At 40.3% G+C, this 26,918-nt stretch carries 25 protein-coding genes; 12 read left to right on the top strand and 13 right to left on the bottom strand.

Annotation, left to right across the window (positions count from 1 at the left end):
- Positions 1-67: 67 nt before the first annotated feature.
- The 5 genes from bamA to WH223_RS18645 form a co-directional block, all read right to left on the bottom strand.
- Positions 68-2,647 (bottom strand): outer membrane protein assembly factor BamA, encoded by a 2,580-nt coding sequence (gene bamA, locus WH223_RS18665; RefSeq protein ID WP_340049381.1) that lies wholly within the window; start codon positions 2,645-2,647, stop codon positions 68-70.
- Between the two features lie 120 nt (positions 2,648-2,767).
- Positions 2,768-3,505, bottom strand: a complete 738-nt coding sequence (locus WH223_RS18660) for an isoprenyl transferase (RefSeq protein ID WP_340049380.1) — start codon at positions 3,503-3,505, stop codon at positions 2,768-2,770.
- A gap of 24 nt (positions 3,506-3,529) precedes the next feature.
- Positions 3,530-4,375 (bottom strand): type IX secretion system protein PorG, encoded by an 846-nt coding sequence (gene porG, locus WH223_RS18655; protein WP_340049379.1) that lies wholly within the window; start codon positions 4,373-4,375, stop codon positions 3,530-3,532.
- Positions 4,376-4,455: 80 nt separating this feature from the next.
- Positions 4,456-5,349: an NAD kinase gene (locus WH223_RS18650; RefSeq protein ID WP_340049378.1), complete on the bottom strand. Its 894-nt coding sequence runs from the start codon at positions 5,347-5,349 to the stop codon at positions 4,456-4,458.
- Between the two features lie 55 nt (positions 5,350-5,404).
- Positions 5,405-6,067, bottom strand: a complete 663-nt coding sequence (locus tag WH223_RS18645) for a CBS domain-containing protein (protein WP_340049377.1) — start codon at positions 6,065-6,067, stop codon at positions 5,405-5,407.
- A 259-nt stretch (positions 6,068-6,326) separates the two neighbouring features.
- Here WH223_RS18645 and WH223_RS18640 point away from each other — a divergent pair, with 259 nt between their 5' ends.
- Both WH223_RS18640 and WH223_RS18635 read left to right on the top strand, forming a co-directional pair.
- Positions 6,327-7,157 carry a 1-acyl-sn-glycerol-3-phosphate acyltransferase gene (locus WH223_RS18640; RefSeq protein WP_340049376.1) on the top strand — a complete coding sequence of 277 codons (831 nt, stop codon included), beginning with the start codon at positions 6,327-6,329 and terminating at the stop codon, positions 7,155-7,157.
- A gap of 3 nt (positions 7,158-7,160) precedes the next feature.
- A complete protein-coding gene (locus tag WH223_RS18635) occupies positions 7,161-8,117 on the top strand; it encodes a GNAT family N-acetyltransferase (protein ID WP_340049375.1) in 957 nt (318 codons plus the stop codon).
- 80 nt (positions 8,118-8,197) lie between these two features.
- Here WH223_RS18635 and WH223_RS18630 read toward each other — a convergent pair whose 3' ends face one another.
- From WH223_RS18630 to ubiE, 4 genes are read right to left on the bottom strand one after another with little or no spacing between them, the layout of a single operon-like run.
- Positions 8,198-8,644: a GatB/YqeY domain-containing protein gene (locus WH223_RS18630; RefSeq protein WP_340049374.1), complete on the bottom strand. Its 447-nt coding sequence runs from the start codon at positions 8,642-8,644 to the stop codon at positions 8,198-8,200.
- A gap of 58 nt (positions 8,645-8,702) precedes the next feature.
- Positions 8,703-9,467, bottom strand: a complete 765-nt coding sequence (locus tag WH223_RS18625) for an SDR family NAD(P)-dependent oxidoreductase (protein ID WP_340049373.1) — start codon at positions 9,465-9,467, stop codon at positions 8,703-8,705.
- Positions 9,467-10,366 (bottom strand): PorT, encoded by a 900-nt coding sequence (locus WH223_RS18620; protein ID WP_340049372.1) that lies wholly within the window; start codon positions 10,364-10,366, stop codon positions 9,467-9,469. Before WH223_RS18620 ends, WH223_RS18625 begins: the two co-directional genes overlap by 1 nt.
- Positions 10,363-11,103, bottom strand: a complete 741-nt coding sequence (ubiE, locus tag WH223_RS18615; protein ID WP_340049371.1) for a bifunctional demethylmenaquinone methyltransferase/2-methoxy-6-polyprenyl-1,4-benzoquinol methylase UbiE — start codon at positions 11,101-11,103, stop codon at positions 10,363-10,365. The genes WH223_RS18620 and ubiE overlap by 4 nt, the downstream gene beginning before the upstream one ends.
- A gap of 418 nt (positions 11,104-11,521) precedes the next feature.
- On the opposite strand from ubiE, the gene dnaB reads away from it, so the two are divergent.
- From dnaB to WH223_RS18590, 5 genes are all read left to right on the top strand, one after another.
- Positions 11,522-13,120 (top strand): replicative DNA helicase, encoded by a 1,599-nt coding sequence (gene dnaB / locus WH223_RS18610; RefSeq protein WP_340049370.1) that lies wholly within the window; start codon positions 11,522-11,524, stop codon positions 13,118-13,120.
- A 198-nt stretch (positions 13,121-13,318) separates the two neighbouring features.
- The gene (locus tag WH223_RS18605) at positions 13,319-15,592 is read left to right on the top strand and encodes an ATP-dependent helicase (RefSeq protein WP_340049369.1); all 2,274 of its coding nucleotides are present in this window, start codon (positions 13,319-13,321) and stop codon (positions 15,590-15,592) included.
- A 61-nt stretch (positions 15,593-15,653) separates the two neighbouring features.
- Positions 15,654-16,364 carry a DUF4290 domain-containing protein gene (locus WH223_RS18600; protein ID WP_340049368.1) on the top strand — a complete coding sequence of 237 codons (711 nt, stop codon included), beginning with the start codon at positions 15,654-15,656 and terminating at the stop codon, positions 16,362-16,364.
- A 114-nt stretch (positions 16,365-16,478) separates the two neighbouring features.
- Positions 16,479-17,804: a UDP-N-acetylglucosamine 1-carboxyvinyltransferase gene (murA, locus tag WH223_RS18595; RefSeq protein ID WP_340049367.1), complete on the top strand. Its 1,326-nt coding sequence runs from the start codon at positions 16,479-16,481 to the stop codon at positions 17,802-17,804.
- 112 nt (positions 17,805-17,916) lie between these two features.
- Positions 17,917-18,546: a YceI family protein gene (locus tag WH223_RS18590; RefSeq protein WP_340049366.1), complete on the top strand. Its 630-nt coding sequence runs from the start codon at positions 17,917-17,919 to the stop codon at positions 18,544-18,546.
- A 70-nt stretch (positions 18,547-18,616) separates the two neighbouring features.
- Here WH223_RS18590 and WH223_RS18585 read toward each other — a convergent pair whose 3' ends face one another.
- Positions 18,617-19,594, bottom strand: coding sequence for a 2-hydroxyacid dehydrogenase (locus tag WH223_RS18585; RefSeq protein WP_340049364.1), 978 nt, complete (start codon positions 19,592-19,594; stop codon positions 18,617-18,619).
- 260 nt (positions 19,595-19,854) lie between these two features.
- Between WH223_RS18585 and WH223_RS18580 the strand changes: the two genes are divergently transcribed.
- The 5 genes from WH223_RS18580 (at position 19,855) to WH223_RS18560 (ending at position 23,492) form a co-directional block, all read left to right on the top strand.
- A complete protein-coding gene (locus WH223_RS18580) occupies positions 19,855-20,289 on the top strand; it encodes an RrF2 family transcriptional regulator (RefSeq protein ID WP_340049363.1) in 435 nt (144 codons plus the stop codon).
- 125 nt (positions 20,290-20,414) lie between these two features.
- Positions 20,415-20,933 carry an azurin gene (azu, locus tag WH223_RS18575; RefSeq protein ID WP_340049362.1) on the top strand — a complete coding sequence of 173 codons (519 nt, stop codon included), beginning with the start codon at positions 20,415-20,417 and terminating at the stop codon, positions 20,931-20,933.
- 113 nt (positions 20,934-21,046) lie between these two features.
- Positions 21,047-21,769: an iron-sulfur cluster repair di-iron protein gene (gene ric / locus WH223_RS18570; protein ID WP_340049361.1), complete on the top strand. Its 723-nt coding sequence runs from the start codon at positions 21,047-21,049 to the stop codon at positions 21,767-21,769.
- Positions 21,770-21,835: 66 nt separating this feature from the next.
- Complete coding sequence (locus WH223_RS18565; RefSeq protein WP_340049360.1) at positions 21,836-23,044, top strand: hypothetical protein; 1,209 nt, start codon at positions 21,836-21,838, stop codon at positions 23,042-23,044.
- 4 nt (positions 23,045-23,048) lie between these two features.
- Positions 23,049-23,492 (top strand): CopD family protein, encoded by a 444-nt coding sequence (locus WH223_RS18560; protein ID WP_340049359.1) that lies wholly within the window; start codon positions 23,049-23,051, stop codon positions 23,490-23,492.
- A gap of 96 nt (positions 23,493-23,588) precedes the next feature.
- Here WH223_RS18560 and WH223_RS18555 read toward each other — a convergent pair whose 3' ends face one another.
- The 3 genes from WH223_RS18555 to nirK all read right to left on the bottom strand — a co-directional run bounded on the left by WH223_RS18555 (position 23,589) and on the right by nirK (position 26,529).
- Entirely contained in the window at positions 23,589-24,194 is a 606-nt protein-coding gene (locus tag WH223_RS18555; protein ID WP_340049358.1) for an SCO family protein, read from the bottom strand.
- 69 nt (positions 24,195-24,263) lie between these two features.
- Positions 24,264-25,049: a formylglycine-generating enzyme family protein gene (locus WH223_RS18550; RefSeq protein WP_340049357.1), complete on the bottom strand. Its 786-nt coding sequence runs from the start codon at positions 25,047-25,049 to the stop codon at positions 24,264-24,266.
- 4 nt (positions 25,050-25,053) lie between these two features.
- Positions 25,054-26,529: a copper-containing nitrite reductase gene (gene nirK / locus WH223_RS18545; protein ID WP_340049356.1), complete on the bottom strand. Its 1,476-nt coding sequence runs from the start codon at positions 26,527-26,529 to the stop codon at positions 25,054-25,056.
- Positions 26,530-26,918: the final 389 nt, after the last annotated feature.

Below are 26,918 nucleotides of genomic sequence, written 5' to 3'. Positions count from 1 at the left end.
TTAAGCTTTAACTTTTTTAATTAATTTTTGTTTTCTTCTCTTTAGGACAATTATAGTTCCAAAAAGTTTAAAATCCACCCATATTTTGCATAATACTGAAAGTGAAGTTTTGTTTCCACTCACTAGAACGTAAACCTGGGATAGGGTCGAAGGCATGTCCATAATCGATACCTAGCATACCAAAGATAGGTAAGAAGATACGTGCACCAACACCTGCTGATCTACGCATTTTTAATGGATTTACCTCACTGAACTTATTCCATGTGTTACCTGCCTCAGCAAACGCTAAAACGAATACTGTAGCTTGCTCATTTAACATCACTGGGTGTCTTAACTCCATTTGGTATTTTGTATAGATAGGGCTACCCGAGTTAATCGCAATACGCTCTTGGTTGTTACCTGTAGACTCTGGAATAAGAGTACCGTTAGCATAACCACGCATAGCGATAATCTCCGATCCTTGAAGGAAGTCAAATCCTTGCATACCGTCACCACCCAATTTGAAACGCTCAAACGTTGAGGTAGGAGTTTTAGAACCGTAGCTACCCAAGTAACCGAATTGTGCTTGTGCTTTTAACACCAATTTACCTGCGATTTTAGTGTACCATTGACTATCGAATTTCCATTTGTGGTATTCTGTCCATTTGTATTTAACGTTATCAGCAGCTGTTTGGTAGTTGATATTGTTCCATTTCGAATATGGAGGAGTCAACTGTACCGAAAATTTGAAGTGCGATCCTGAAGTAGGATAGATTGGCGCATCAACAGAGTTACGGCTAATTTCCTGCGTGATGTTAACGTTGTAAGCTGTACCATCAGAGAAAAGGAAGTAGTTTCCGTAGTTCTGCAATTTATAACGCTGGAATGATAACGATGTATTGATTTGGAAATAGTTGTCTGGCCATTGTAGACGCTTACCTAAAGTAGCCGTAACACCTGTCATCCAAATTCTGTTTAAGTCTTTATCTTTCACCATTTGCTGTCCTGTGTAGTAGTTAAAACCACCATATGAAGAGCTTGATGTATATGCACTCAATCCGAAATAGATAGGTTTTTTACCACCCAACCAAGGCTCAGAGAAAGAGAAACTGTACGATTGGTAACGTTTACCTGATGTCTGTCCACGAACGCTTAACTTCTGTCCATCTCCACGAGGAAGTGGCTTCCAAGCATCTTTTGTAAACATGTTGCTTGTTGAGAAGTTATTGAACGTTAAACCTAATGTACCGATAATTTGTCCTGCACCGTAACCTCCTGAAAGTTCTACCTGATCGGATGGTTTCTCAGAAACTGTATATTCTAAATCCGTCGTTCCTTCTTCGTAGTTTAAGTTTGTTGGAGTAGGGTTAATCTTCTGCTCATCAAACATACCTAACTGTGAAATCTCACGCACACTACGCATTAAGAGCTCTCTAGAGAACTTCTGTCCTGGTTTTGTGTAGATAGAACGTAAAACAACTTTATCGTTCGTTACATCGTTTCCTTTTACGATTACATTATTGATGGTGAATTGCTTACCCTCACTTACGACGATTTCTAAATCTATCGTGTTGTCTTCATGAATACGTTTGATGATTGGGTGAATACCAAAGGTTAAATAACCATCATTTTGGTATAATGCACTGATGTCATCCGAGTTTCTTGTTGGACCTTGAAGTTTCGTCGTTAATTTCTCTTCACTGTAGATATCACCTTTCTCAATACCTAAAATTAGGTTTAATACAGAATCCGTGTATTTCGAGTTTCCAGACCATTCAATGTTCCCTACGTAGTAACGTGGTCCTTCGTGTAACTTGATATGAACGTCAACAGATTTGTTGTTGTGACGAACAACGCTATCTACTAGAATCTCCGCATCGCGGTATCCTTTATCCTGTAGTTTAGCTGTTAACTTTTGTTTAGCTTCTTTGTATTTGTCGTCTTTGAATTTCCCTGGGCCAAAAATACGGTACCATTTACGTGGTTTCACGCCTTTTAAGTAGCCGCTAAGTTGTCCTGCAGAGAAAGCTTCTTCACCTTCAAATAAAACCTTGTTAACTTTTATTTTTTTATTCTTTTCAACATTCACTAACAAGATTTCGTAGTTAGTTTGTGTCGTGTCTTTAGCTGTTGTAATTTTAATATCTGGGTAGAGGTATGACTTCTCACGCAAGAACTTCTGAATCGTAGCTTGGGTTGTTTTAATCAAGTTTTCGTTGACAATTTTCCCCGTGTTTGTATTCAGACGTTTGCGAATCTCTTCTGTTTCAGCTTTTTTAAGACCGTTGATGTCAATTCGCGTTAAGCGCGGACGCTCTTGTACGCGAATTTCCAAGAAGATATTGTCGTCTTCAATTTTTTCTGCATAAAGCTGCACATCATCGAATAGATTTTGTGACATTAAGGTTTTGATAACATTGGACGTCGCCTCACTAGGGACTTCAATATATTGCCCAACGACCAATCGGGATACTGTAATTAATACTTCGCTATCCAAGTATTGAGTACCTGTAACACGAATGCCAGCGATAGTATAATTTTGGGGATTTAGATAACTTACCTCATGAGGGTCGTTAAGGTTAACTGGACCTCTTCCGCGAATTTGAGCAGAAGCATTTTGTCCCCCCAAAAGCAATGTAAACGTTATTAAAAATAATATGTGCTTCATTTATTCTAGTTTCTCGGTGCTAAAGTACACCAATCTGTTGTTAATTTTTGTTAAACAGAAAATAATTGCCATACAACTAAGTGTTAGGCAGATATTGGCTGTGGCAAAGGTAAATAAATATTATAATTGTTCACTCGTTTTGCCGAATCTTCTTTCCCTTTGCTGATACTGATAGATGGCTTGAAATAGATCTTCTCTGTTGAATTCAGGCCACATTTTGTCGAGAAAATATAACTCTGTATAGGCCATTTGATACAGTAAGTAGTTGCTTATGCGTTGCTCTCCACCTGTACGAATTAGTAAGTCTGGATCTGGGATATTTGCGGTATATAAATGCTCACTTATCGTTTGCTCATTAAGGTCTTCCAACTGTAACAATCCTTCTTGAATTTTGCGGACAATGGCTTTCGTGGCGTCCACTAACTCAGCTCGTGAGCCATAGCTTAATGCTAGCGTTAGCACGCAGTTGCTGTTGTGTTGCGTCTCTGCAATGGCGTCTTGTAAGGTCTTTTGGCAATGCTTAGGCAGGGCAGAAAGATCTCCTATAGTATTTAAACGGATTCCATTGGCCATAAATGTCTTGGTCTCTTTGGCCAAGGTGTTTACTAAAAGCTCCATTAAGGCTTTAACTTCCAATTTAGGACGGTTCCAGTTCTCTGATGAAAAAGCATAAAGGGTGAGGTATTTAACACCCACATCTACTGCTCCTTCCATGGCTTCGCGTACGGCGCCAACACCCGATTGGTGTCCAAAAATGCGTAATTTTCCTAATCCTTTAGCCCATCTACCGTTGCCATCCATAATGATAGCAATATGTTTCGGAAGTTTATCCTTACTGAGTTTGTCCTTGAAATTCATTTTTTTTATTACGATTACGATTTGCTATTTCCACCAGTAACAACGCTTATCAATAAACGTGTACGTAAGGGTGAATCCAGCGGTCATGTAGCCATCTCTTTTCCGTCCATGACCTTTTGCTTTTCCCTTGTAGGTGTCAAAATCACCATTCGGAAAAGCTATATTTTGCCACAGCTGGTTTACTGGTCGTTCTGTTGAAGGGTAAAAGTCTGCCGGCAATCCTTTAGGAACTTCAGCAGATAGGGGATAGTTCCCCGATATATTGTCTATGTTATTGTTAAAAGCTGTTCTATAGCCAATTTCTACACCTACCGACCAAGGGCCGCTAATGTTGTATTTAAAACCAGCACCAATAGGTAAGGCTATGGCTATTTTCTTCGTTTTTATAGGGTCTCCAGCATCGTCTACCTGTAATTGTAAGTCATCTAAGTTTATTTTCTTAGCATCCTTGAAATTAACATAAGGGTTATGTTTGATAACAGCTAGCCCCGCAAATAAGTAGGGCGTGTAGCGATTAATAGACTGTCCTGGTATAAAACGGAAGAAATTGAAGTCCGCTCTTGCGGCAAGTTCATGTACATTATTGTAGAAGAAATGACCACGTGCATTGCGGTAAGGGTCGCTATCGTCTTTATCATTCGCATGTAGGCGAAGGTAGCTGTAGCCCAGTTGTACACCCCAGGTAGAGTTTAGGTTTCGTTTTACGAAGAAACCTCCACCTGCATTTTTCAAGTAAAATGGGTTGTCTGGATTTACATCGCCCATAAAGCCTGTAGCACCTCCATGCACGCCAACTTCCCATTGCTGTGCATAGGCATTGCCCCATAGCAACGTGCTTAAAGTGAGGATGGAGTAAAAGAGGCGTTTCAAGATATGGTACGTTTTTTTCTTGTGTAAAGATAAAAGATTTAGGCTAATTACCTTGTATTAAATTCTGTTAAATATGACGATTAGTAATTTCTTACATCCAATCCCCATAGCAGTTTCTCGCGTAAAGTGCTGAAATAACTATCTTTTTCTAAGCGAATTAGATTCACTCGGAATGGAGCTCTTCTAATTTTTAATTTCGTGGTCGTGGATAGCGTGTCACTCTTCGAGTCACAGCTAAGGATATATTTTTCGGTACGACTTTCTATTTCTAGCTCCAGCTCGCTATCCGCGGATATGATAATCGGACGGACATTGAGGTTGTGTGGCGCAATAGGCGTGATGACGAAGTTTCCACTTCCTGGCATCATAATAGGGCCACCACAGCTTAATGAATATGCCGTAGAGCCTGTTGGCGTAGCAATGATGATTCCATCCGCCCAATAGGCGTTAAGGAGCTCACCATTTAAAACAGCGTTTACCGTAATCATGGAAGAGGTGTCGTGGCGGAATACCGTAATATCATTCAAAGCGAAATTTTCTTCGCCGAATATCTTTTGATCACTACCGGTCACCTCAAGTAGCTCCCGATGTTGCAATTGGTAGCGTCCCGCAAAAATGGCATCCAAGGCTTCAATCATCTGCGTCTTGTGGATGGCGGCTAAGAAGCCTAGACGCCCGAAGTTGATACCCGCAATAGGGATACCGGAGTCTCTCACTTGCGATACCGCAGAAAGCATGGTCCCATCCCCACCAAGACTCAGTAAAAACTGAATATTGGTCGGCAAATCAACATGGCTATAATAAAGTAGCCAGCCGCTTGGGCAGTTTATTTGCTTTTTCAGGAAATTGTAAAAATCGGAATGTATATAAACCTGCACCTTGTTTTCCTTCAAATAGGCGAACAGTTGTTCTACATAGGGTAGAACGGAAGCATTAAATTCTCTTCCATATATGGCGATGGTTTTTTCTTGCATAAGCCTGTGTTTTTCCAACTACTTCTTGCAAAGATGATAAAAAATAGGCTATTCTCTATAAATTTAAATAATTCATCAGGATGCCATAGCGGTCATTAATATCCGAATCAGGGCTGCCATCATTGAATGTTGCTTTTACCGTGTAGTCAAATCGCCATAGCGAGGCAACTAGTGGAGCAATATTTTGCTTATCCACTTTGATGGTCATTTCCACTTTTGTGCTGTCAGGAATCTCACGTATAGCAAGACTTCTGATGTGTACATTTTCGGACTCAATAAGGTGTGTGATGTGCGATAATGATACATCCGCCTTGCCTAGCTCCAATACAATAATAGCTCCAGGCTCATTATTGCCTAGGATATCGTTGAGCTCATTAAGCAGCTCTTTTGCAGTGATGCTGCCCGTATACTTATGCTCTTTATCTAAAATCGGTAATACCGATAGTTGATGGGCACTCATATATTGTAAAGCATCCAAAGGGTGCTGGTCATTGAATAGGTATACAAACTTCAATAAGCTATTGAGTTGTCCTACCTCTTGATCAACATCGCTCTGATTTAAGAGCTGGTCTTCACTAATTAGTCCGATGAAAGATTGGTTGTCCACAACAGCGAGCTGACTACTATGTAGATCACTCATTTTGTGCAAAGCATAAGCTATACTGTCACTGGGTTTTACCTCGTGTTCAATTTGTGTATTTGCCTGTTCGATGTACATAAATAACCTCCTTTTGTCTATTATATTAAACACAAAAAAAAAGAAAACGTTTAACGAAAGGAATGATATGAGAAGTATTTTTCGTGTTTTGCCTCTTTTAGAGGGCTTGTAAAAAAAACGCTTTTTGTGTTTAGTACTGCTAATGTATGAATAATCAATGAATTCAACTATTTTTATAGTGTAAACAACTTTTTACCGCATTAAAATATATTTTTACTTAATTTTACGGCTCATCATCAAAAACTACAGACGCATAAAAATGAGTGAAGAGGAGCAGGTAAGATTTATTGAGGTCCGGAATGTGATCCATAAAAAAAGTCCGAAGCTGGCGAAATGGATTCCTAAACCGCTTATTAGTTATTTAGAGCGTATCATTCACGAAAAAGAAATCAATTATATCATGACGAAGTTTAAATCCCTATATGGGCTAGACTTTGTAGATGCCTTAATTGAGGAACTTGGTGTCCATGTTGTTTTGGAAGGCGGAGAAGATATTCCTTTAGACGATAGTGTAATCTTTGCGTCAAATCATCCACTAGGAGGTTTGGATGGTATTGCTATCATGCAGGCTATCGGTCGCTACCGTCGTGATGTGAAATTTTTTGTGAATGATATTTTGCTAAACATAGGGAATTTAGAACCTTTGTTTATACCGGTTAATAAGGTTGGAAATCAGGCTAAAAGTGGGATTGTAGCTATTGATCAGGCATATGCGTCAGACAATGCTTTGTTGATATTTCCTGCTGGCTTAGTGTCTCGCAAAATAAAGGGTAAAATTGAAGACCTAGAGTGGAAAAAAAGCTTTATTACAAAAGCTAAAAAGTATAAAAGAGACATCGTTCCGGTTTACATTGAGGGCAGAAATTCCAATTTTTTCTATAATTTAGCTAGACTTCGTGAAAAGCTAGGTTTAAAGGTTAATTTAGAGATGCTATATTTGCCTGATGAAATGTTTTCACAACGCAATCAACGCGTAACGATTCGCATTGGTAAGCGTATTTCTTATACGGAATTTGATACTTCGAAGAGTGAGAAAGATTGGGCAAAGGAAGTGCGGGCGATTGTTTATAGTATGGGGGATAAAAAATAATTTATGCAAGAAGTAATTGCACCAGTAGATAGAGAGTTAATAAAGGCAGAGCTTACTAAAGAGGCTTTTGTCCGTTACACGAATAATGGGAATAACGAGGTTTACCTCGTGAACTATCATAGTGCACCAAATATTATGCGTGAAATTGGTCGCTTACGGGAGATTACTTTCCGTGGAGCGGGCGGTGGAACAGGTTTGGAGTTAGATATTGATGAAAACGATACCTGTGCACATAATTATGATCAGTTAATCGCTTGGAATTCGGAAGAAGAAGAAATCATTGCTGGCTATCGCGTAATAAAGTGCGTGGATGCTGTAGATGAGCAGGGAGAGGTTCACCTTTCAACGGCTCATTACTTTGACTTTTCAGATACCTTTAAGAAGGATTACCTACCTTATACTTTAGAGTTAGGCCGTTCTTGGGTGCAGCCGCGTTTTCAGCCGTCTATCGATAACCGTAAAGGATTGTTCTCTTTGGATAACCTGTGGGATGGATTAGGCGCTTTAGTGGTGATTAATCCTGATGTGAAGTACCTTTTCGGGAAAGTAACGATGTATCCTCAATATAATGCCGTAGCTAGAGATCTTCTTATCTACTTTATGGAATACTACTTCCCAGATAAAGAAGGCCTGGTGACGCCGTTTGAACGATTGAAAGTTGGCTATAAAACAGATATCACGGAGTTTATTGGCATCTTCGATGGCTTAGATTATAAAGCAGGCTATAAAGTATTGAATACTAAAGTTCGTGAGCTAGGCGAAAATATCCCGCCATTAATTAATACCTACATGAACTTATCACCGACGATGCGTGTTTTCGGTACGGCGATGAATGATGAATTTGGCGAGGTGGAAGAGACGGGAATCATGATTAAGCTTGATGACGTTTATCCAGCGAAGAAAGAGAGACATATGCAAACCTTTGAGCGTGACCGCACGTATGGTGAGCCTAAGAAATAAGTAGAAATAAAAAAAACTCCTATTGTTAAATAGGAGTTTTTTTATGCTTTTTAGCAAAGGTAACCTTTGCCTGATTAAAGTTATAGTAAAGATTTTACAACCTCTGAGATGGTTTTTCCATCAGCCTGTCCAGCTAATTTTTGATTGGCAGCAGCCATAACTTTACCCATATCTTTTACCGAAGTAGCACCTATACTAGTGATAATATCTTTGATGATTGCTTCTACAGCTTCTCTGTCTAACTGCTGAGGAAGGTAGCTCTCAATAACTAATTGTTCTTCTTGTTCGATAAGGAAAAGATCTTCTCTATTTTGCGTTTTGTAGATCTCGCCTGATTCTTTACGTTGTTTAACTAGTTTTTGTAAAACTTTAATCTCCGCATCTTGGCTTAACTCTTCGGTGTGTCCTTTTTCTGTTTTAGCTAAAAGGATTGCTGCTTTTACAGCACGTAAACCACGAAGCTTACCTTGATCTTTAGCGATCATGGCTGCTTTAATATCTTGATTGATTTTTTCTTCTAATGTCATAATGGTAATCTTGAAATGTCAAAAATAGCAATAAATTGTTTAATCCTGGGCCAAGCCCTTAATTGTCGCGTCTAACAATCGTTCCTGATGCTTGTGCTGTTGGCATGACTAAGAGGTCGTTAATGTTGACGTGTGCAGGTCTAGACAAGACGAAGGCGATAATCTCGGCAATGTCTTTTCCTGAAAGTGGAGTTAAGCCGTTGTACACATTTTTTGCTCGTTCTTTATCGCCTTTGAAGCGTACCTCCGAAAATTCCGTCTCTACCATTCCTGGGTCAACAGATGTCACCTTGATACCTTTATTGAGTAAGTCTATGCGCATCGCTTTCGTTAACGCATCAACGGCATGCTTCGTCGCGCAATATACATTGCCCTGCGGATAAACTTCTTTACCGGCAATAGAACCTAGGTTGATGATATGTGGGGCTTCACTTTGTTCCATTAAAGGAATGCTGTGTTTAGTCACGTAGAGTAGCCCTTTAACGTTGGTGTCAATCATGCGATCCCAATCTGCGATGTCGGCATCTTGGAAAAGATCTAAACCTTGGCTTAAGCCCGCATTATTAATAAGGATATCTATGTTTTTCCAGTCCGCAGGTAGGTTTGCTAGGCTTGTCGCCACATCCTCTTGATTGCGTACGTCAAGCTCAAAATGGTGAATAGCACAGGTCGGATATTTCGCGTGAATACTTTCCTGTAGCTCTTGCAGCTTATCTGTTCTTCTTGCGCAAAGTAGTAGGCGATATTTACCTTCGCTAGCGAGTACTTCAGCACAGGCCGCGCCTATACCTGAACTCGCTCCTGTGATGAATACGGTTCTCATTATTGAAATATTAAACTGAATTGAATATTACGAATTAGTGTTTTTTCTAGTGGCGCCATAAACTGGTTGTTCTTAGATAAACCATGGTTACGGTCTAAGACATCGCCAAAACTTTGAATAAATTTAATCTCCGGAGACATCCGGAAATAAGGGAAAAATATCTCAGCACCAATACCAAACTCCCAAGATAGGTAGCCCGGCTTTAATACTAATGGCTGCGCACGGTCCGCTTCTTCAACGCCCATCCATCCATTATATTCCTTCTGGATGCCAATCCAACGGCTATAGCGTGCTCCACCCGTCATATATCCGCGATAGCGGTAAAATTTGTTTTTCAAAGACTTTTCGTCCGATCGAAATTTAATATTTAAGGGGAAATCAAACGCATTGAAGTTGGTTCCCTCAGGGTCATAACCTACATGGCGCATCCTCCGTAGGAGTGGCTGATCGACATATTGCCCCTGTTTGAGCTGGTCTTGCGGTGCAGCATTTGGATCCTGCGGAATAGCGGTGTCATAATACTTGATACCACCGTTATTGATGAAAAGAAAACTAGGCTGAAAAGTAGTCGATAGGTTGTCCGTCAAACGAAGTTCCACGGGAATACTTACCGACATACCATTGCTCTCTGATGTTTGTATTGCTCCGAACTCACGAATATAAAGCTCGTTGGTTTCCGGTCTTGGATTTCCAGGGAATTTGTTAATTCCCATTTTTTGCCAGCCATCTTTCAAACCAATGCGGTAGGTAGAGTTGACATAACTGTATTGTAAACCCAAAGAAAGCCAAGCATTCTCGTCGTAATGACTAGAGAAGGGTAATGAAATCCCCCGCTGCGCTTGCGCAGGAGCCGTAAGCAAGAATAGACTAACTAAGAGGTAGAAATACTGTTTTCTCATTTTGTACATTCGTAAATGGTGGCGAAGCCGAAAAATTGCGGTTTAACGCGTGTTTCTTTAAAACCAACTTTTTGTGTGATCGCTGCAAAGCGCGCACCATCCGGAAAATTAGCAACAGATTCTGGAAGGTAGCTGTATGCGTTTTTATCCTTAGAGATAAGGCGACCTAAAGCTGGGGTTAATTTATGAAAATAAAAATGATTAAATTGTTTTATTGGGAAAGCTGTCGGGTTTGATAGCTCTAGAATGATTGCTTTACCGCCCGATTTTAATACACGGTGGATGTCGGATAGGCCTTGTTCTAGGTTTTCAAAGTTACGAACACCGAAAGCAACGGTAACAGCATCGAAGGTGCTATCTTCAAATTGTAACTTTTCCGAATCGCCAAGTTGAACTTCAAAACGATCTTCAAGTCCTTTTTTTCTAATTTTCTCTTCAGCTACTTTCAGCATGCCCGAGGAAATGTCGACACCGATAATTTTCTTAGGCTTCAGTATGCGTAGAGACTCTAAAGCGAAGTCGCCTGTTCCTGTTGCTACATCAAGAATAAGTTGCGGAGCGATACTCTCCAAAGAGCGTATGGCTTTTTTGCGCCAAATGGTATCAATACCCATGGTCATCATACGATTTAATACATCGTATGTTGACGAGATATTATTGAACATGTCAGTGACTTGTTCCTTCTTGCCACCAGCTTGCGTTTTGTAGGGTTTTATTGTTGAAGTATCATTTGCCATATCACAAAGATACAAAATGTGACCTATCAAAACAGACCCGTTTTCGTATTTATTTTTCGCTAAAAACAGGTAACTATTTGGCTATGAGAGGGTAGGGCTAAAAAGCCCTTTTCGGGGCTTAAAAAGGTATTTTAATTTTTTGTTTTCCACAAAGTGTTAAGTTGTTAACATTTTTGTAAGTATTTGAATTATAGTTGTGTATTTTTGTTATCAACAGGTTATGCACATTGTTTGTGGAAAAGCAAAAGGCTGTTTGTTCGTCCTTTTCGCTGGCATCCGCATACTTGTTTGCACAACTTTTTAGGTATGTTTACAAATAGTTAAACCGATGCTGGTTATTTTTTATAATTTTGTTATCCCAATCCGGAGCATATCCCATTTTGGGATCTTGATTTACACTTGTTAACCCCCCATCAATATGGCATCAGAAACAGATTTTTCGAACAACCAAACAGGGAAGTCGAATTTTGGAAAGAAGCGCACGAATCTGAATAATATGGTTAGTGGCCTAGGGAAGATACCACCTCAGGCGCTAGATCTTGAGGAGGCTGTGTTGGGTGCCTTGATGTTGGAGAAAAACGCGTTAAGTGAAATCATCGATATCCTTAAGCCTGAATCTTTCTATAAGGAATCGCATAAGAAAATTTATGAGGCTATTTTTAACCTCTTCCAGCAAACATCACCTATCGATTTGTTGACGGTAACGTCCGAATTGCGTAAAATGGGCGCTTTAGAGATGGCTGGTGGTGCTTACTACATCACACAGTTGACGGATAGGGTAGTGTCTGCCGCAAACATTGAGTATCATGCACGTATTATTTCACAAAAATATATTCAGCGTGAGCTTATCCAGGTTTCTTCGGAAATTATTAATAGCTCTTACGATGAGACAGCAGATATTTTCGATTTGCTAGATCATGCCGAGAAGTCTTTGTTTGATATTGCACAAAACAACTTGCGTCGTGACTCCCGTAAGATGGACGATATTATGCGTGAGGCAATTAATAACTTAGAATTGTTGCGCGATCGTACCGATGGATTGACTGGGGTTCCTTCAGGCTTAACGGCTTTGGATCGTATGACTTCCGGATGGCAGCCTTCCGATTTAGTAATCATCGCGGCACGTCCTGCGATGGGAAAAACGGCCTTCGTACTTTCTGTAGCGCGTAATGCCGCTGTAGATCACGATAAGCCTGTTGCCGTGTTCTCCCTAGAGATGTCCTCTGTTCAGTTGGTGAATCGTTTGATTGCTGGTGAAACAGAAATCGAACAAGAGAAGCTTAAGAAAGGAAATCTTGCGGATCATGAATGGCAACAGTTGCATTCCCGTATTGGTAGACTGACAGAAGCGCCATTGATTATTGATGATACGCCTGCCTTAAACGTTTTTGAATTCCGTGCTAAATGTCGTCGTCTTAAGGCGCAGCACGATATCCAGATGGTGATTGTCGACTACTTGCAGCTAATGCATGGTAAAGCCGAAGGTAAAGGTGGTGGTAACCGCGAGCAGGAGATTGGTAGTATTTCGCGTGCTTTGAAGTCGGTGGCTAAAGAGTTGAATATTCCGGTGCTCGCACTATCGCAGTTGAGTCGTGCCGTGGAATCTAGACCAGGTAATAGTAAGCGTCCGATGTTATCGGATTTACGTGAATCTGGATCTATTGAGCAGGATGCGGATATGGTGTTGTTCTTGTATCGTCCAGAATACTACGGTATGACGGAAGATGAGGAGGGACGTCCTACAGCTGGTGTTGGTGAGGTTATTATTGCGAAACACCGTAACGGTGAGACGGGAATTGTACCTTTGAAATTCGTAGGTAAATATGTGAAGTTCGTCGATTTAGAAGAAGATTTTGGTGGCCCTGCGGGCGATTCTTTCGGTGGTGGTGGTGGTATGGACTCCTTTAGTTCGGCTATTAATCCGTCGGATTCTTTTGGTGGGTTTGATGCTGGCGGTGGTAGTGGAATCACGATGCCTTCACGTATGAATGACATGCCTGATGATGCGCCTTTTTAGGCATATCACGGTTATGTTAATTTTCTGTATATTTGCGTATGTTCCTATGGTCTATAAGCTTTGTTTCTAAAGCTTAGGGCCTGTTTGACGGTCTAGACCTCTGCCTATGGAGGGAAGTCGAACTACAAAATAAGGTTTTTTTTATTATATTTACGGCAGGCTGTAAGGCTGCCATTCATAAAAATTTAGAATAAAGATTTGGATTATTTAGCTGGATTGAATCCCTCCCAACGAGGGGCTGTAGAGCAGATAAAAGGACCAGTGATGATTGTTGCTGGTGCGGGTTCCGGAAAGACAAGAGTGATTACCTTTCGTGTTGCCCATTTAATTCGTCAAGGAGTTGATCCTTTTAATATTTTGGTGTTGACCTTTACCAATAAGGCGGCCAAAGAGATGCGCGAGCGTATTATGTCGGTTGTAGGACCGGAAGCCAAGAATATTTGGATGGGTACTTTTCACTCTGTGTTTGCACGTATTCTACGTGTTGAAGCGGAGCTTATTGGTTATCCTAAAAATTTCACGATATACGATACGGACGATACTAAAAGTTTGCTGCGTGCTATCATCAAAGAAATGAACCTTGATGATAAGCTATACAATGTAAACCATGTTTATGGACGTATCTCCTCGGCGAAGAATAATCTGATATCTCCACAGGAATACAATAAAAATGAAGCCGTTATGGCGGAAGATATTGCTAACGGACGTGGGCAGATTGGTCAATTGTATATGACCTATGCGCAGCGCTGTTACCGTGCTGGGGCGATGGACTTTGACGATTTGTTGTTTAAAACAAACGTATTGCTGAATAAGCATCCCGATGTTTTACATAAATACCAACATCAGTTTAAGTACTTGATGGTGGATGAGTATCAAGATACCAACTTTTCGCAATATTTAATCGTTAAACGTCTAGCAGCCGTTAGCGAGAATATCTGTGTGGTAGGTGATGATGCGCAAAGTATCTATGCGTTCCGTGGAGCGAATATTCAAAATATATTAAACTTCCAGAAGGATTATCCTGATGTGAAGGTTTTCAAGTTGGAACAAAATTACCGCTCTACGCAGATGATTGTGAATGCGGCAAATAGCGTAATTGAAAAAAATACAAACCAGCTAGAGAAGAATGTTTTCTCCGAGAATGAAGAAGGAGAGAAGATTAAAGTAGTGCGTGCTTTCTCGGATAATGAGGAAGGTAAGATTGTAGCCGACGCTATTGCCATGGCACAATCGCAAAATAACATGAAGTTTAAGGATTTTGCCATCCTTTACCGTACCAATGCACAGTCACGTGCCATGGAGGAAGCCTTACGTAAGTTGGGGGTTCCTTATAAATTGTATGGAGGAACGTCCTTCTATCAACGTAAGGAGATTAAGGATTTAATTGCTTACTTTCGATTAACCTTCAATCCGAACGATGAGGAAGCACTAAAGCGTGTTATAAACTATCCACGTCGTGGTATCGGTGATACAACATTGGATAAAATTATGGTGTCAGCGCACCAAAACCAATATCGTATTTGGGATGTGGTTGTTAATGCGCAGATGTTCTTAGATGGACGATCGGCTACTTCTGTTGGTAATTTCGGGCTGATGATTCAAAGTTTTCAGGCTTTGGCCCAAACAGGATCTGCCTTTGATGTAGCAATGCACATTGCACAGCATTGTGGTATCCTTAAAGATTTGTATGAAGACAAGTCTGTTGAAGGATTGGCGCGTTATGAAAATATTCAAGAGCTTCTGAATGGTATCAAAGAGTTCTCTGAGCGTGAAGATATTGCAGAGAAAGGCTTGGATGTATTTATGCAGGATATTGCCTTACTAACAAATGATGATAAGGATAAAGACCCTAATGCGGATACCGTATCGTTAATGACGATTCACTCGTCCAAAGGATTGGAATTTCCTTTTGTCTTTATTGTTGGTTTAGAAGAGAACCTTTTCCCATCTCAATTGTCTTTAAATTCACGGTCGGAGTTGGAAGAGGAGCGACGTTTGTTTTATGTAGCGGTGACGCGTGCCGAAAAGAATTTGCACCTGTCTTATGCTACCTCCCGCTACCGCTGGGGTAACTTGAACAATTGTGAGCCTAGCCGTTTCCTTGACGAGTTGAATCCTGCATGTTTGGAATTGGACTTCAAACCTCGCTCTGTCGCTACCGGTGGAGATGGTGGTTTTCAATCAGAGCGTGTTGCATGGAAGCAGAAAGAAACCGATAGTTTCTCGAAGCCTAAGCCTAAAACAATGAAGACAACTTCGATTTTGCCGAAGGCCCATGTGCCGACGGAAGGCTTTGCTCCCTCAGATACGAGTGGCTTGCAAGTTGGTATGGAAGTTGAGCATGAACGTTTCGGTTTCGGTAAAGTCGTGAATCTAGAAGGAAATAAAGGTGATATAAAAGCAACTATTTTTTTCAAAGAGTTGGGACAGAAACAATTGTTGCTTAAATTTGCGAAGCTTAGAATTGTTTAAGCGTAAAAATTAATACATACACATCAAAGTTTTGTGCTTTTAGATGTTATAAATAATACATATGGAGTTCGATTACAACAGTACAAGACCAAATTTAATTTTGGCTGAATATGGAAGAAACGTGCAGAATATGGTTGACTATATTTGTACACTTCCAACCAAAGAAGAGCGCAATAGATACGCACAGGTCGTAATCGACATGATGGGGGTGTTAAACCCGCATTTACGTGATGTATCCGATTTCAAGCATAAGCTTTGGGATCATTTACATATCATATCTGACTTTAAAATTGATGTAGATTCTCCATATCCAGTGCCTAATCGCGAGGAGATTCATCATAAGCCTGATTTATTAGAATACCCACAACACCGTATTCGCTTTAAGCATTATGGCTTCACTGTGGAGCGCATGATTGAGAAGGCGAAGACAGCTCCAACAGAAGAGACACAGCATAAGATGGCGCTAGCGATAGCTAACTTTATGAAGATGGCTTATATGACTTGGAATAAAGATAGCGTGCAGGATGATCATATTATCCACGACTTAATTGAGCTGTCGGCAGGTAAGTTATCATTACCATTAGATACGGTATTGACGAAAGTAGATTTCAAAACGCCGCCTCCAGGTAGCCGTGTGAAAACACAAGGAACAACAGGTGGTAGCAATCAGAAGACCTATAATAACGGTCCAAGTAATAATAATAACAACAATAAAAAAACTTTTACACCGAAGAAGAGCTTCGTCCCTAAAAAGGGTGGATTTAAGCGCTAAGCAGATCCATGTAGGGTTTTAGAGAGCAATTGTGAGGCGCGGGACGTTATCCAATTGCTCTTTTTTTACGGGATTTATTTCCTTTTATAATTAGTAAACGTATTAGATTAAAATATGAACGCATTTGAAATTATTGGTGGTAAGAAATTGAAGGGGGAGATTGTTCCTCAGGGAGCAAAAAATGAGGCGCTTCAGATTCTATCCGCTGTATTGTTGACATCGGAGAAGATGACGATTAGCAATATTCCTGACATTAAAGATGTCAATAAATTGATCGATTTATTGGCTGCTTTGGGTGTTACGGTTAATCGTGTGAATAAAGATACGTACGAGTTTGAAGCTAAAGATATTAATATCGACTATTTCCAATCCGAGGAGTTCAAACAAAAAGGAGGAAGCCTTCGTGGGTCGATTATGATTGTTGGTCCTTTATTGGCGCGTTTTGGAAAGGCCGCAATTCCTAAACCAGGAGGTGATAAAATTGGTAGAAGACGCTTAGATACGCACTTCTTAGGTTTCGAGAAATTGGGTGCTAAGTTTGTATATGATAGCGAGAATAACTTCTTCAATGTAGATGCTACAGCATTGCAAGGAACCTATATCCTTCTAGACGAAGCTTCGGTAACCGGTACGGCAAACGTGGTAATGGCTGCTGTTTTGGCTAAAGGGGTGACTACTTTATACAATGCTGCTTGTGAGCCTTACTTACAACAGCTATGTAAAATGTTGAACCGTATGGGCGCTAAGATTTCCGGCATTGGTTCTAATTTGTTGACTATCGAAGGGGTAGAGAAATTAGGTGGTACAAGTCACCGTATGTTGCCAGATATGATTGAGATCGGTTCTTTCATCGGTTTGGCTGCGATGACGGGTTCTGAGATTACCATTAAAGACGTATGTTTTAAAGAATTAGGTATCATTCCTACGATTTTTGCAAAACTCGGCATCAAGTTTGAGCTTATAGGAGATGACATCTTTATTCCTGCACAGGAATCGTATGAGATTGATACTTTCATTGATGGCTCTATTTTAACTGTTGCTGATGCTCCATGGCCTGGTTTTACTCCAGATTTGTTGAGTATTGTATTGGTGACAGCTATCCAAGCTAAAGGAAATGTATTGATTCATCAGAAAATGTTCGAAAGTCGTTTATTCTTTGTTGATAAGTTGATCGATATGGGCGCGCAAATTATATTGTGTGATCCACACCGTGCAACGGTTATTGGTTTGAATAAGCAAACAAAATTACGTGGTATCGAGATGACTTCTCCAGATATTCGTGCTGGTGTATCTTTATTGATCGCTGCATTATCGGCTCAAGGAAAATCTGTTATTTATAACATCGAGCAGATTGAAAGAGGTTATCAAGATATCGAAGAACGCTTAAAAGCTTTAGGAGCAGATATTCGTCGTATCGAAGGTCAGCAACAAGGGCACTAGTAATTGTCTTTTGAATGTTAAAATGTCGATTGGTTCTATAGATTATAAGAAACTATCTTATTTTTGAAGGAAATACGTTGTAACATATATTTATTAGATAAATCAAACAATCATGAAAAAAATCTCATTATTGGCAATCGGAGCGGCTTTGGTGCTTGCTTCTTGTGCTGGAAATCCAGAAGGTAAAAAGGCAGAAACTAAAGATTCTGTAGAAACTGCTGTTGCGACAACAGGAGCAACCTATACGGTAGATGCTGCGGCTTCTAAAGTAAAATGGACAGGTACGAAAGTAACAGGCGCACACGAAGGTTTAATCACAATTTCTTCAGGCAGTTTCACTGTTGATCAAGGTAAAGTTGTAGGTGGTTCATTCGTTTTAGATATGAACAGCATTGGCTCTACAGATCTTGAAGGCGAGTGGAAAGAGAAGCTAGATGGCCATTTGAAAAATGAAGATTTCTTTGATGTTGCTAAATTCCCAGAAGCGAAGTTTGATATTACAAGCGTTGCTCCAGGTGCTACAGAAGGTGATGTTAAGGTTTCAGGTAACTTAACAATCAAAGGAGTTAGTAAAAATATCTCTTTTGACGCTAAGGTTGCTGAGTCTACAGATGCATCGGTACATGTAACGGCAGACTTTAACATCGCTCGTGAAGACTGGGGTGTATCTTATACAGGTAAAGCTGATGATTTGATTTCTAAAGAAATCAACTTCAAAGTATCTGTTGTTGCTAAGAAATAATATTTTTTACCCATAGAAAAGGGGCTGTCTGAAAAGATAGCCCCTTTTTTTGTCGTGATAGCTACCGCCGTTAACCCTTATAAATTTCTGGATTTAATATTTGCGGCATTGGTACTCCATTTTTTACGGCAATCAAGTTACTCGCCGCTAATAAGGCCATTTGTGTTCTTGTTTCTATCGTTGCCGATCCAATATGAGGAAGTACACAAACATTTGGTAAGTCAAGCAATGGATTGTTGGCTAACATAGGCTCCGGATCGGTCACGTCAAGCCCAGCTCCCCAAATCTCTCCATTTTGCAATGCCGCAGTTAAGTCTGCTTCTTGGTGTATCTTTCCACGTGCTGTATTAATAAAGATTGCCGACGATTTCATACGCTTGAATGCATCAGCATTGAAACGGTAGGTGGTCTCCGGGCTTAAGAAGCTGTGTGCAGAGATGACATCACTCTGCGTAAGCAGGTCGTCGAAACTCACGTAGCGTGCCTGTAGCAACTTCTCGGCTTCCAAATTTCTAGACCTATTGTGGTAAATGATGTTCATGTTGTATGCTGCCTGCGCTTTGCGAGCTAAGGCAATACCGATGCGTCCTAATCCATAAATTCCCAAGGTCTTTCCATAAAGCTCGATGCCTAGATCTTGCATAAACTCAAAATCTTTCCACTGTCCTAAACGTACTTGGTTGGCGCGATGGAATGCCTTGCGGGATACCGCAAGCATCAACAAGAATGCTGTATCAGCAGTAGCTTCGCTTAATACATCAGGGGTATTGCTGACGGCGATATTATGTTTGCTTGCCGCTGTTAAATCGATATGGTCATAGCCTACGCTGGCCAACGCAATACCTTTAAGGCTTGGGCAGGCTTCTAAAAAAGCAGCATCCAAATCGGCATGAGCTACATTGAGTAATAAATCTACTCCTTGACAGGCATCGATAAGCTCATTTTTACTTAATAAGGTGCTGTTTTCATTTACAGTTACAGATAGGCCTTGCTCTTTCAATAGGTTTATTGCTTCTGTAGGGATATTTCTCGATATATAAACTTTCATAGCTTTCTTTTTAGTTGAACTAAGATACGTATCCTTTTGGAAAATGTCGATAAACTGTTGCGCACTGAGCTGTGGCAAACTCGTCTTTTCATTGGATAGCTTACTAGAAAAACTTATGTTTTTTGTGCACTTAAATGATGCTTTGGTGTTTAGATTCCCCTGTAAAAATTAGGGGTTTTAGTTGTTGATAAATATATTCGGATAAAAATATCCTATATTAAAAATCTACTGTATATTTGTATTATTAAATCTAAAGAGTCATGTTTTCAAAAACTTGTGAGTATGCTATTCGAGCAGTTATTTTTATTGCATCAGAGTCCTATAAGGATAAGCGCGTTGGTCTTAAGGATATCGCAGTAAAGATTGATTCTCCGGAGGCATTCACAGCTAAAATATTGCAAGTTTTGGTTAAGAATGATATTATCAATTCAAGTAAAGGTCCAACGGGAGGATTTGATATCCCAAAATCAGCAATGACTACGATTTATCTGTCACAAATTGTATCTGCTATAGATGGGGATTCTGTTTTTAATGGTTGTGCATTAGGCTTAAAAGAATGCTCTGAAATACAGCCTTGCCCAGTCCACAATAGTTTTAAATCAATTCGTGAAGACTTGAAACTGATGCTTTGCAGCACCAGTTTAGCGGAGCTGGCCTCTGGTATAAAATCGGGAAGTACGCATTTGAGGCTATAAATAAATCGATGTAATTACGGTTTTGTAGCTCCTGATGTTATTAATGACGTGTATAGTCTTTTGATGAAACCTTCTATTTTCATCAGTCTATGTATAAATATTTTATAACAATTAATTTAAAAATCATGAGAAAATCATTAAACATTACTGCTTTAGCGCTTGCCGTAGTATGCGTACTAGGCTCGTGTAGCGGTGGACAAAATGAAAACAAAGCTACTGCGGTTGATAATACGGTGGAACCTGGCGTAGCAAACAGTGAGGCTGTGGATGAAAATGCTATTCAGCTTGAGGCAAACGACCAAATGCAGTTTAATATGCAAGAAATCAAAGTTAAAGCGGGCGAAGAGGTTACGTTAGTCTTCAAGCATACGGGGAAAATGGATAAAAGTATAATGGGGCATAATTTCGTCCTTCTTAAGAAAGGTGTTGACCTTGCTGCCTTTACGCAAAAAGCAGCCCTTGCTAAAGACCATGACTACATTCCTGCGGACGAAACAAGTAATGTACTTGCACATACCAAAGTCATTGGAGGAGGGGAGACAACGAGTGTCAAATTTACTGTTCCAGCGCAAGGAACCTACGATTTCTTATGTAGCTTTCCAGCACATGCGGCTTTGATGAAGGGTAAATTGATTGCAGAGTAAATAAAATTGATAGAGGCATAATTGGATGCCTATTCTTTTAAAATAATAAAGGATGTTTTTATCCTTTATTGAAATGAAAAACGTAAATTGGTAAGGTATCAAAAATTAAAACTATGAAAACAGCTGAAAATATGACAATCGGAGAAATTGTAGCACATGATTATAGAACTGCTGCAACATTTTCAAAATACGGTATTGACTTCTGTTGCAGAGGTCACCGAAGCATTAGCGAAGTTTGTTTGAAGGAAGGTATTTCTTCATCGGAATTGCTAGCAGCGCTAGATGCTGTAATTGAACAAAAAGATAATTCGACTATAGACTACAAAACATGGCCTTTAGATTTATTGGCTGATTATGTAGAGAAGACGCATCATCGTTACATCGAGGAGAAGACTCCTGTGTTGTTGCAGTTTCTTGATAAGCTATGTAATGTACATGGCGATAATCACCCTGAGCTGTTTGAGGTGAAAGAGCTGTTCGCCTTGTCGGCGGAAGATTTAGCAATGCATCTCAAGAAAGAAGAGCTTATCTTATTTCCGTTTGTGCGTAAAATGACGAGTGCACAAATAGGGGCTACGCAAGTTGAGCAGCCACATTTCGGGACGGTGAAAAATCCTGTAGCCATGATGATGGAAGAGCATGATAACGAAGGAGAGCGTTTTAGAAAAATAGCCGCTATCACCGATAATTATACGCCTCCGGCGGATGCATGTACTACCTATAAAATTACCTACGCCATGTTGCAGGAGTTTGAAAGCGACCTGCATAAGCATATCCATCTGGAGAATAATATTTTATTTCCGAAAGCGGTAGAACTAGAAAAGATGGTAGGATAAGACAATAGTGTTTATTTTAATGTTAGAGAGTATAACATTATACATAGTCGTAAACCATAAAAGCTCATGAGAAAAAGCTGGTTAGTAACGTGCCTTATCAATTTTTGCTTTGCGGCAAGTATGGGTACTCTGTTGCGTTATGTCTATATACACCCTGTGGCTGTCAATTATGCTTATGTCTTACATGGGCATTCCCATACAGCGATGTTAGGATGGGTGTATTTAATGTTATACTCTTTTATTTTTCACTACTTCATCCCCAAAAGGACGGCTTTAAAGCAAAAATATAACCGCTTATTTTGGGTGACAGAACTGTCTATCGTCGGTATGCTCATCAGCTTTCCGCTGCAAGGCTATGCCCTGTTATCCCTGTTTTTCTCGACTTTACATATCTTTTGCAGCTATTATTTCTGCTATAGCGTATGGAGAGATAAAGAAATTCAGCACCCTATAGCCCGAAGGATGTTGTGTACAGCTCTTCTCTTTATGCTGTTTTCTACCATCGGTGTTTGGTGTTTAGGGCCGATAATGGCAATGGGTGGTAAAAGCTCCGCTATCTATCAGGTCGCCATTCAGTTTTTTATTCATTTTCAATTTAATGGATGGTTTGTATTTGGTATTCTCGCTCTTTTATTTCAGCGGATGGGAGGAGGGATAGGTATCTTATGCAACAGGCGCGTCTTTAACTGGTTTTACTACAGCTTTATAATAGCTACTCTCTTAACGTTTGCCCTTCCTGTGAGCTGGTATATTCCTTTGCCGATACTGCAACGTATTAATCAGGTAGGCCTTTTGATGCAGTTAATTAGTGCTGTTGCCTTTTTTAAACTTATTGTGCCTCTCTTCAAAGGTTTCATGAAATCGCTTCAGCCATTTACTAGGTTTCTTTATCAGCTTGGCTTCTTTGTTTTGCTGCTAAAAACAGGTATGCAGTCTATGGCTTTCTTTCCTGAGATTGCCCTGTTGCCCCATAGTATTCGGAATTTTACTATCGGCTTCGTTCACCTTTCTATGTTGGGGCTGGTTACAGGTTTCTTAATGGCCTTTAGTAGTGAATTAAAGTATTTCTATATACAGGCTAATACAACGAAGGTTGGTCTATCTCTATTTGGGATTTGCTTTGTGATAACCGAGTTGTTGCTGTTTATCCAGGGGGCTTTTTTCTATAGGGGAATAGCGATGATTCCGGGATATTATAGCCTTCTCTTCAGCATAAGTTTGGGTTTACCCTTAGGTTTGCTTTTAATGATTGTAAGCATCTCCTATAAAAAATAAGTCTATGAAACATCAAATTATACTAATCATTCACTTGCTTAGTGCTACCATTTGGGTAGGAGGGCACCTGTTGCTTGCCATTCGGTATTTGCCCACAGCACTAAAACATAAAGATACCCAGGTCATTTCTAATTTTGAAAAAAAGTTTGAGCCACTAGGGCTGCCCGCCTTGTTGCTGCTCGTTATCACAGGGTTGCTTATGGCTTATACATATGGTGTCGATATGCAGCTGTGGTTTTCCTTTTCCAATCCTATTGAAAAAATTGTGTCCATCAAATTAGTGTTGCTCTTTGTTACGCTAGCTTTAGCGCTCCATGCGCGATTGTTTATTATTCCAAAGCTAAGTCCCCAAAATATCGTTCCTATGGCCTTCCATATTTTGCTCATCACAGCTATTGGTGTTGCTATGCTGGTGCTAGGTGCTAGCGTACGCTTCGGAGGCCTCTAATCATGCTCGATGTGTATGTTCGGTGGAATCCCTTCTATATTCACGTGTTTTGTAGATTTGCTTTTGCCTTTATTTTATCTTCCGTAAAAAGAACGCTTAAATCATCTCGGCTGCGGTGTTAATTTTTCCTACCGTCTCCGCATAGTCGACGCCAAGTCCTTCCTGCTGGAAATAAAGCTCTCCTTTGGCATTAAAAACACTGATGATGTTTGAATGTGAAAAATCCATGGGTGATATCTTTTTGTAGTTTACAGCAAGGACCGCGGCAAACTCACGTGTGTTTTCCGCTGTCGAACGCAAGAAAATCCATTGGTCGCTATCCATTTTATTTTCAATTGCAAAGGCTTTAAATCGTTCAGGCGTATCAACTTCAGGGTCTATACTGACGAATACAAATTTAACCTTCGCCTTTGTTTTTTCACTCAGCTGTTGTTCAATATGTCTCATGTCTGCGACCAACCTAGGGCACGCTGCCTTGCAGGAAGTGTAAATCATGGACATTACTAAAATATCGCCCTGTAGCTCTTTTAGCTCTAGGTTTTTGCCATTTTGGTTGGTCCACTGCGATGGAAGGTTGTAGATTGAAAGTTCAGAAATGACCTGCTCTTTGTTTGTCTTTTCGGTTTGCTGTTCTTGCTTTTGGTTGTTACATGCCTGTAGGGTAAGTAATAAACCTAATCCTATTGTTATGTACTTTTTCATATGTAAATGATTTGTATTTCATTGTTATTAAACTGCTGTATTAGTCACCGTCAGTCGCTAGATGCTTTTTTATAGGCTTTTCGCGCAGCGAAAGCCTAAGTTTTTAGTGCTGTAGCTCGCTTTGATGCTTCCTCTAAAGGCGTAGCGCATAAAAGCTGCATAGTTCATTAAGTCCGATGCCCCCACAGCACTGCTGCCGCAAAAAAGGTTAGCGTCGCCAAGCATCGCTTTGCGAGATTCTCCAGCTATAAAGACTGAATTGAAGTCGGATGTCCATTCCCAAACTAAACCATGGAGGTCATAGATTCCCCAATAGTTTTTAAAGGTGCTTCCTACCGGATTGTTATCTGTTTTAGCTTTCTCATACCACGATAAGATAAAGCTGTTAAATTGGGTTTTAGTGCGTGCATCGGTCAGCTTTTCATCGGCCATCGCAGCATATTCCCACTCGTCCATCGTTGCTAATCTTTTCCCCTGGCATTCGCAATATTTTTTTGCAGCAAACCACGATACATTGGTGATAGGGGCGGCGGGTAAGTTCGTCTTTCCGAAATTTAAATCACCTTCCCAGTCAATCAGGTAGCGCTCGTCGGCAAATAGTCTTTTTACCGTCGAACGGCGCCATTCCGGGTTAGCCTTTAGAAATGTCAGAAATTGCGCGTTAGTAACAGGGTAGATATCGAGTTGAAAGCTGGCTACTTTCAGGCGTGCGCCATCCACATCGGCACCGTAAAGAGGGATATATGTCCCTCCCTTTACGGTTGCCATTTTTGTTTCTTGGGCATGTGCTGCTGCAACGATGCTTATTGTTAGTAGGAAAAAACAGGCCTTGAATAGGCTAAATGCTAATTTCATTGTTTTATTTTTTTCTGACAGCTTTAACCATGGCGGGGCTTACCTTACTTTTGTTGTTTCCCCAGTTGTTATAGACATAGGTCAAAACATCGGCTATTTCTTCATCGCTCAAATTTTGGCTAGTCATGACGCTATTATATGTTTCGCCATTAACCATGATTTCTCCGGTAAGGCCATGAATTACGGTGCTGATAGCTCTGTTCACATCTTTATTTAGGTAGTCTGACTTCGCTAGCGGAGGGAAGGCACTTTTTATTCCTTGTCCTTCACTTTGGTGGCACGCAAAACAAGTGCGCATATAGATGGTTTTCCCTTCAAGGAGCTGCTCGTCAACTGATTTTGGCGCTGTAGGCTTATCGCTCTTCGTGGCTACAGGTAAATTTTGGATGGTACCACCTTCAGGTAAGTAAATTCCTTCCTGTATTGTTCCAGAATAGATTTTTTCATTTTTGTCGCCTGTTACTTTTAGAATTCCTAATGCTCCTTTATTGAAGGCTCTGAAAATAGAGTGGTCAACGAGTACAAAACTACCAGGAACATCGACCTTGAAATCTACAATGGCAGCCCCACCTGCAGGTATAAGTGTTGTTTGTATATTTTCGTTAATGACGCTACCGCCCTCTATATGTACTCGGTCAAATATTTCTCCAATCAAGTGAAAGGAGGAAACCAGATTTGGTCCACCGTTGCCGACAAATAAACGAACTGTTTCACCGACATTCGCTGTTAAAGCATTGTCGCCTGTCAACGCACCTACCTTGCCATTAAATACGACATAGTCGGGGTTTTCATTAATCGCTTTGGTCATGTCAAACGGCTGCGTTCCACGTTCACCATAGGCGCCAGCGGTATAAAAATCACCCTGCATCAGGTAATATTCTTTGTCCACAGGAGGAAGGCCTCCTTCAGGTTCCACCAAAATTAACCCATACATGCCGTTTGCGATATGCATTCCCACGGGTGCTGTAGCACAGTGGTAAACATAGAGTCCTGGATTTAATGTTTTGAATGAGAAAGTTTTTTCATGACCTGGTGCTACCAATGAGGATTCGGCGCCACCACCAGGTCCTGTTACCGCATGGAGGTCTATGTTATGGGGCAGTTTGTTGTCGGGATGGTTCTTGAGGTGGAATTCTACCTCATCACCAACTCTTGTGCGAATGAAACTGCCTGGTACTGTACCGCCAAAGGTCCAATAAACGTATTTTACACCATCCACCATTTCGCTTTCCTTTTCAATAATTTCCATATTGACAACCAGCTTCATTGGTTTTCTATTGCCAACGGGAGCTGGAACAAAAGGAGGGGCTGTGAGTTCTGCTACGACCGGTTCACCTGCTGTTTGCATATGCTCGCCATTTGCAAAAGCTTGCTTTTTGGACGATGCATCTTTACAAGAAGTATAACTCATAAGTAGCAACATGCCCATGATGGCCATGCCCCAGTTTCTTAATGTGTAATTTTTCCTTTCTGATTTCATGATAATTGAATTAACTGTAAGGTTTGTTTATTATCACAATAATAAAGGAGCTTTGGGTCTTTTAATATGATTAATCAGCATATATTTTATGATTTTTGTCATACAATTGTTTGTTTTCTAAATGACTAAAAGAAAAATCGCTTTTAAAAGGGGTTAAAAGCAAATTCAGTACGTGGGGATAGCAAGGGTGTTAATTTATAATGTTTTAGGCTAAATGCTATGTATCGCATATTTTGTTGCTGTATTCCATGTCGTGAAACTCAGCGTTGTGCTAATCTTTATTCCTACTAATTAAGGTATACCTGTAAAAGTAGTTCTTAGACTCGTATGACCACCGTTTAATGATGAATATAGGTTTATGGACGTTTAAGTAAGGTGTTTTTAATGTG

The sequence above is a fragment of the Sphingobacterium sp. MYb382 genome (genome assembly GCF_037572665.1).
Classification (GTDB): domain Bacteria; phylum Bacteroidota; class Bacteroidia; order Sphingobacteriales; family Sphingobacteriaceae; genus Sphingobacterium.
Note: the sequence above shows the minus strand (reverse complement) of the source record. Positions and strands in the feature narration are given on the sequence as shown.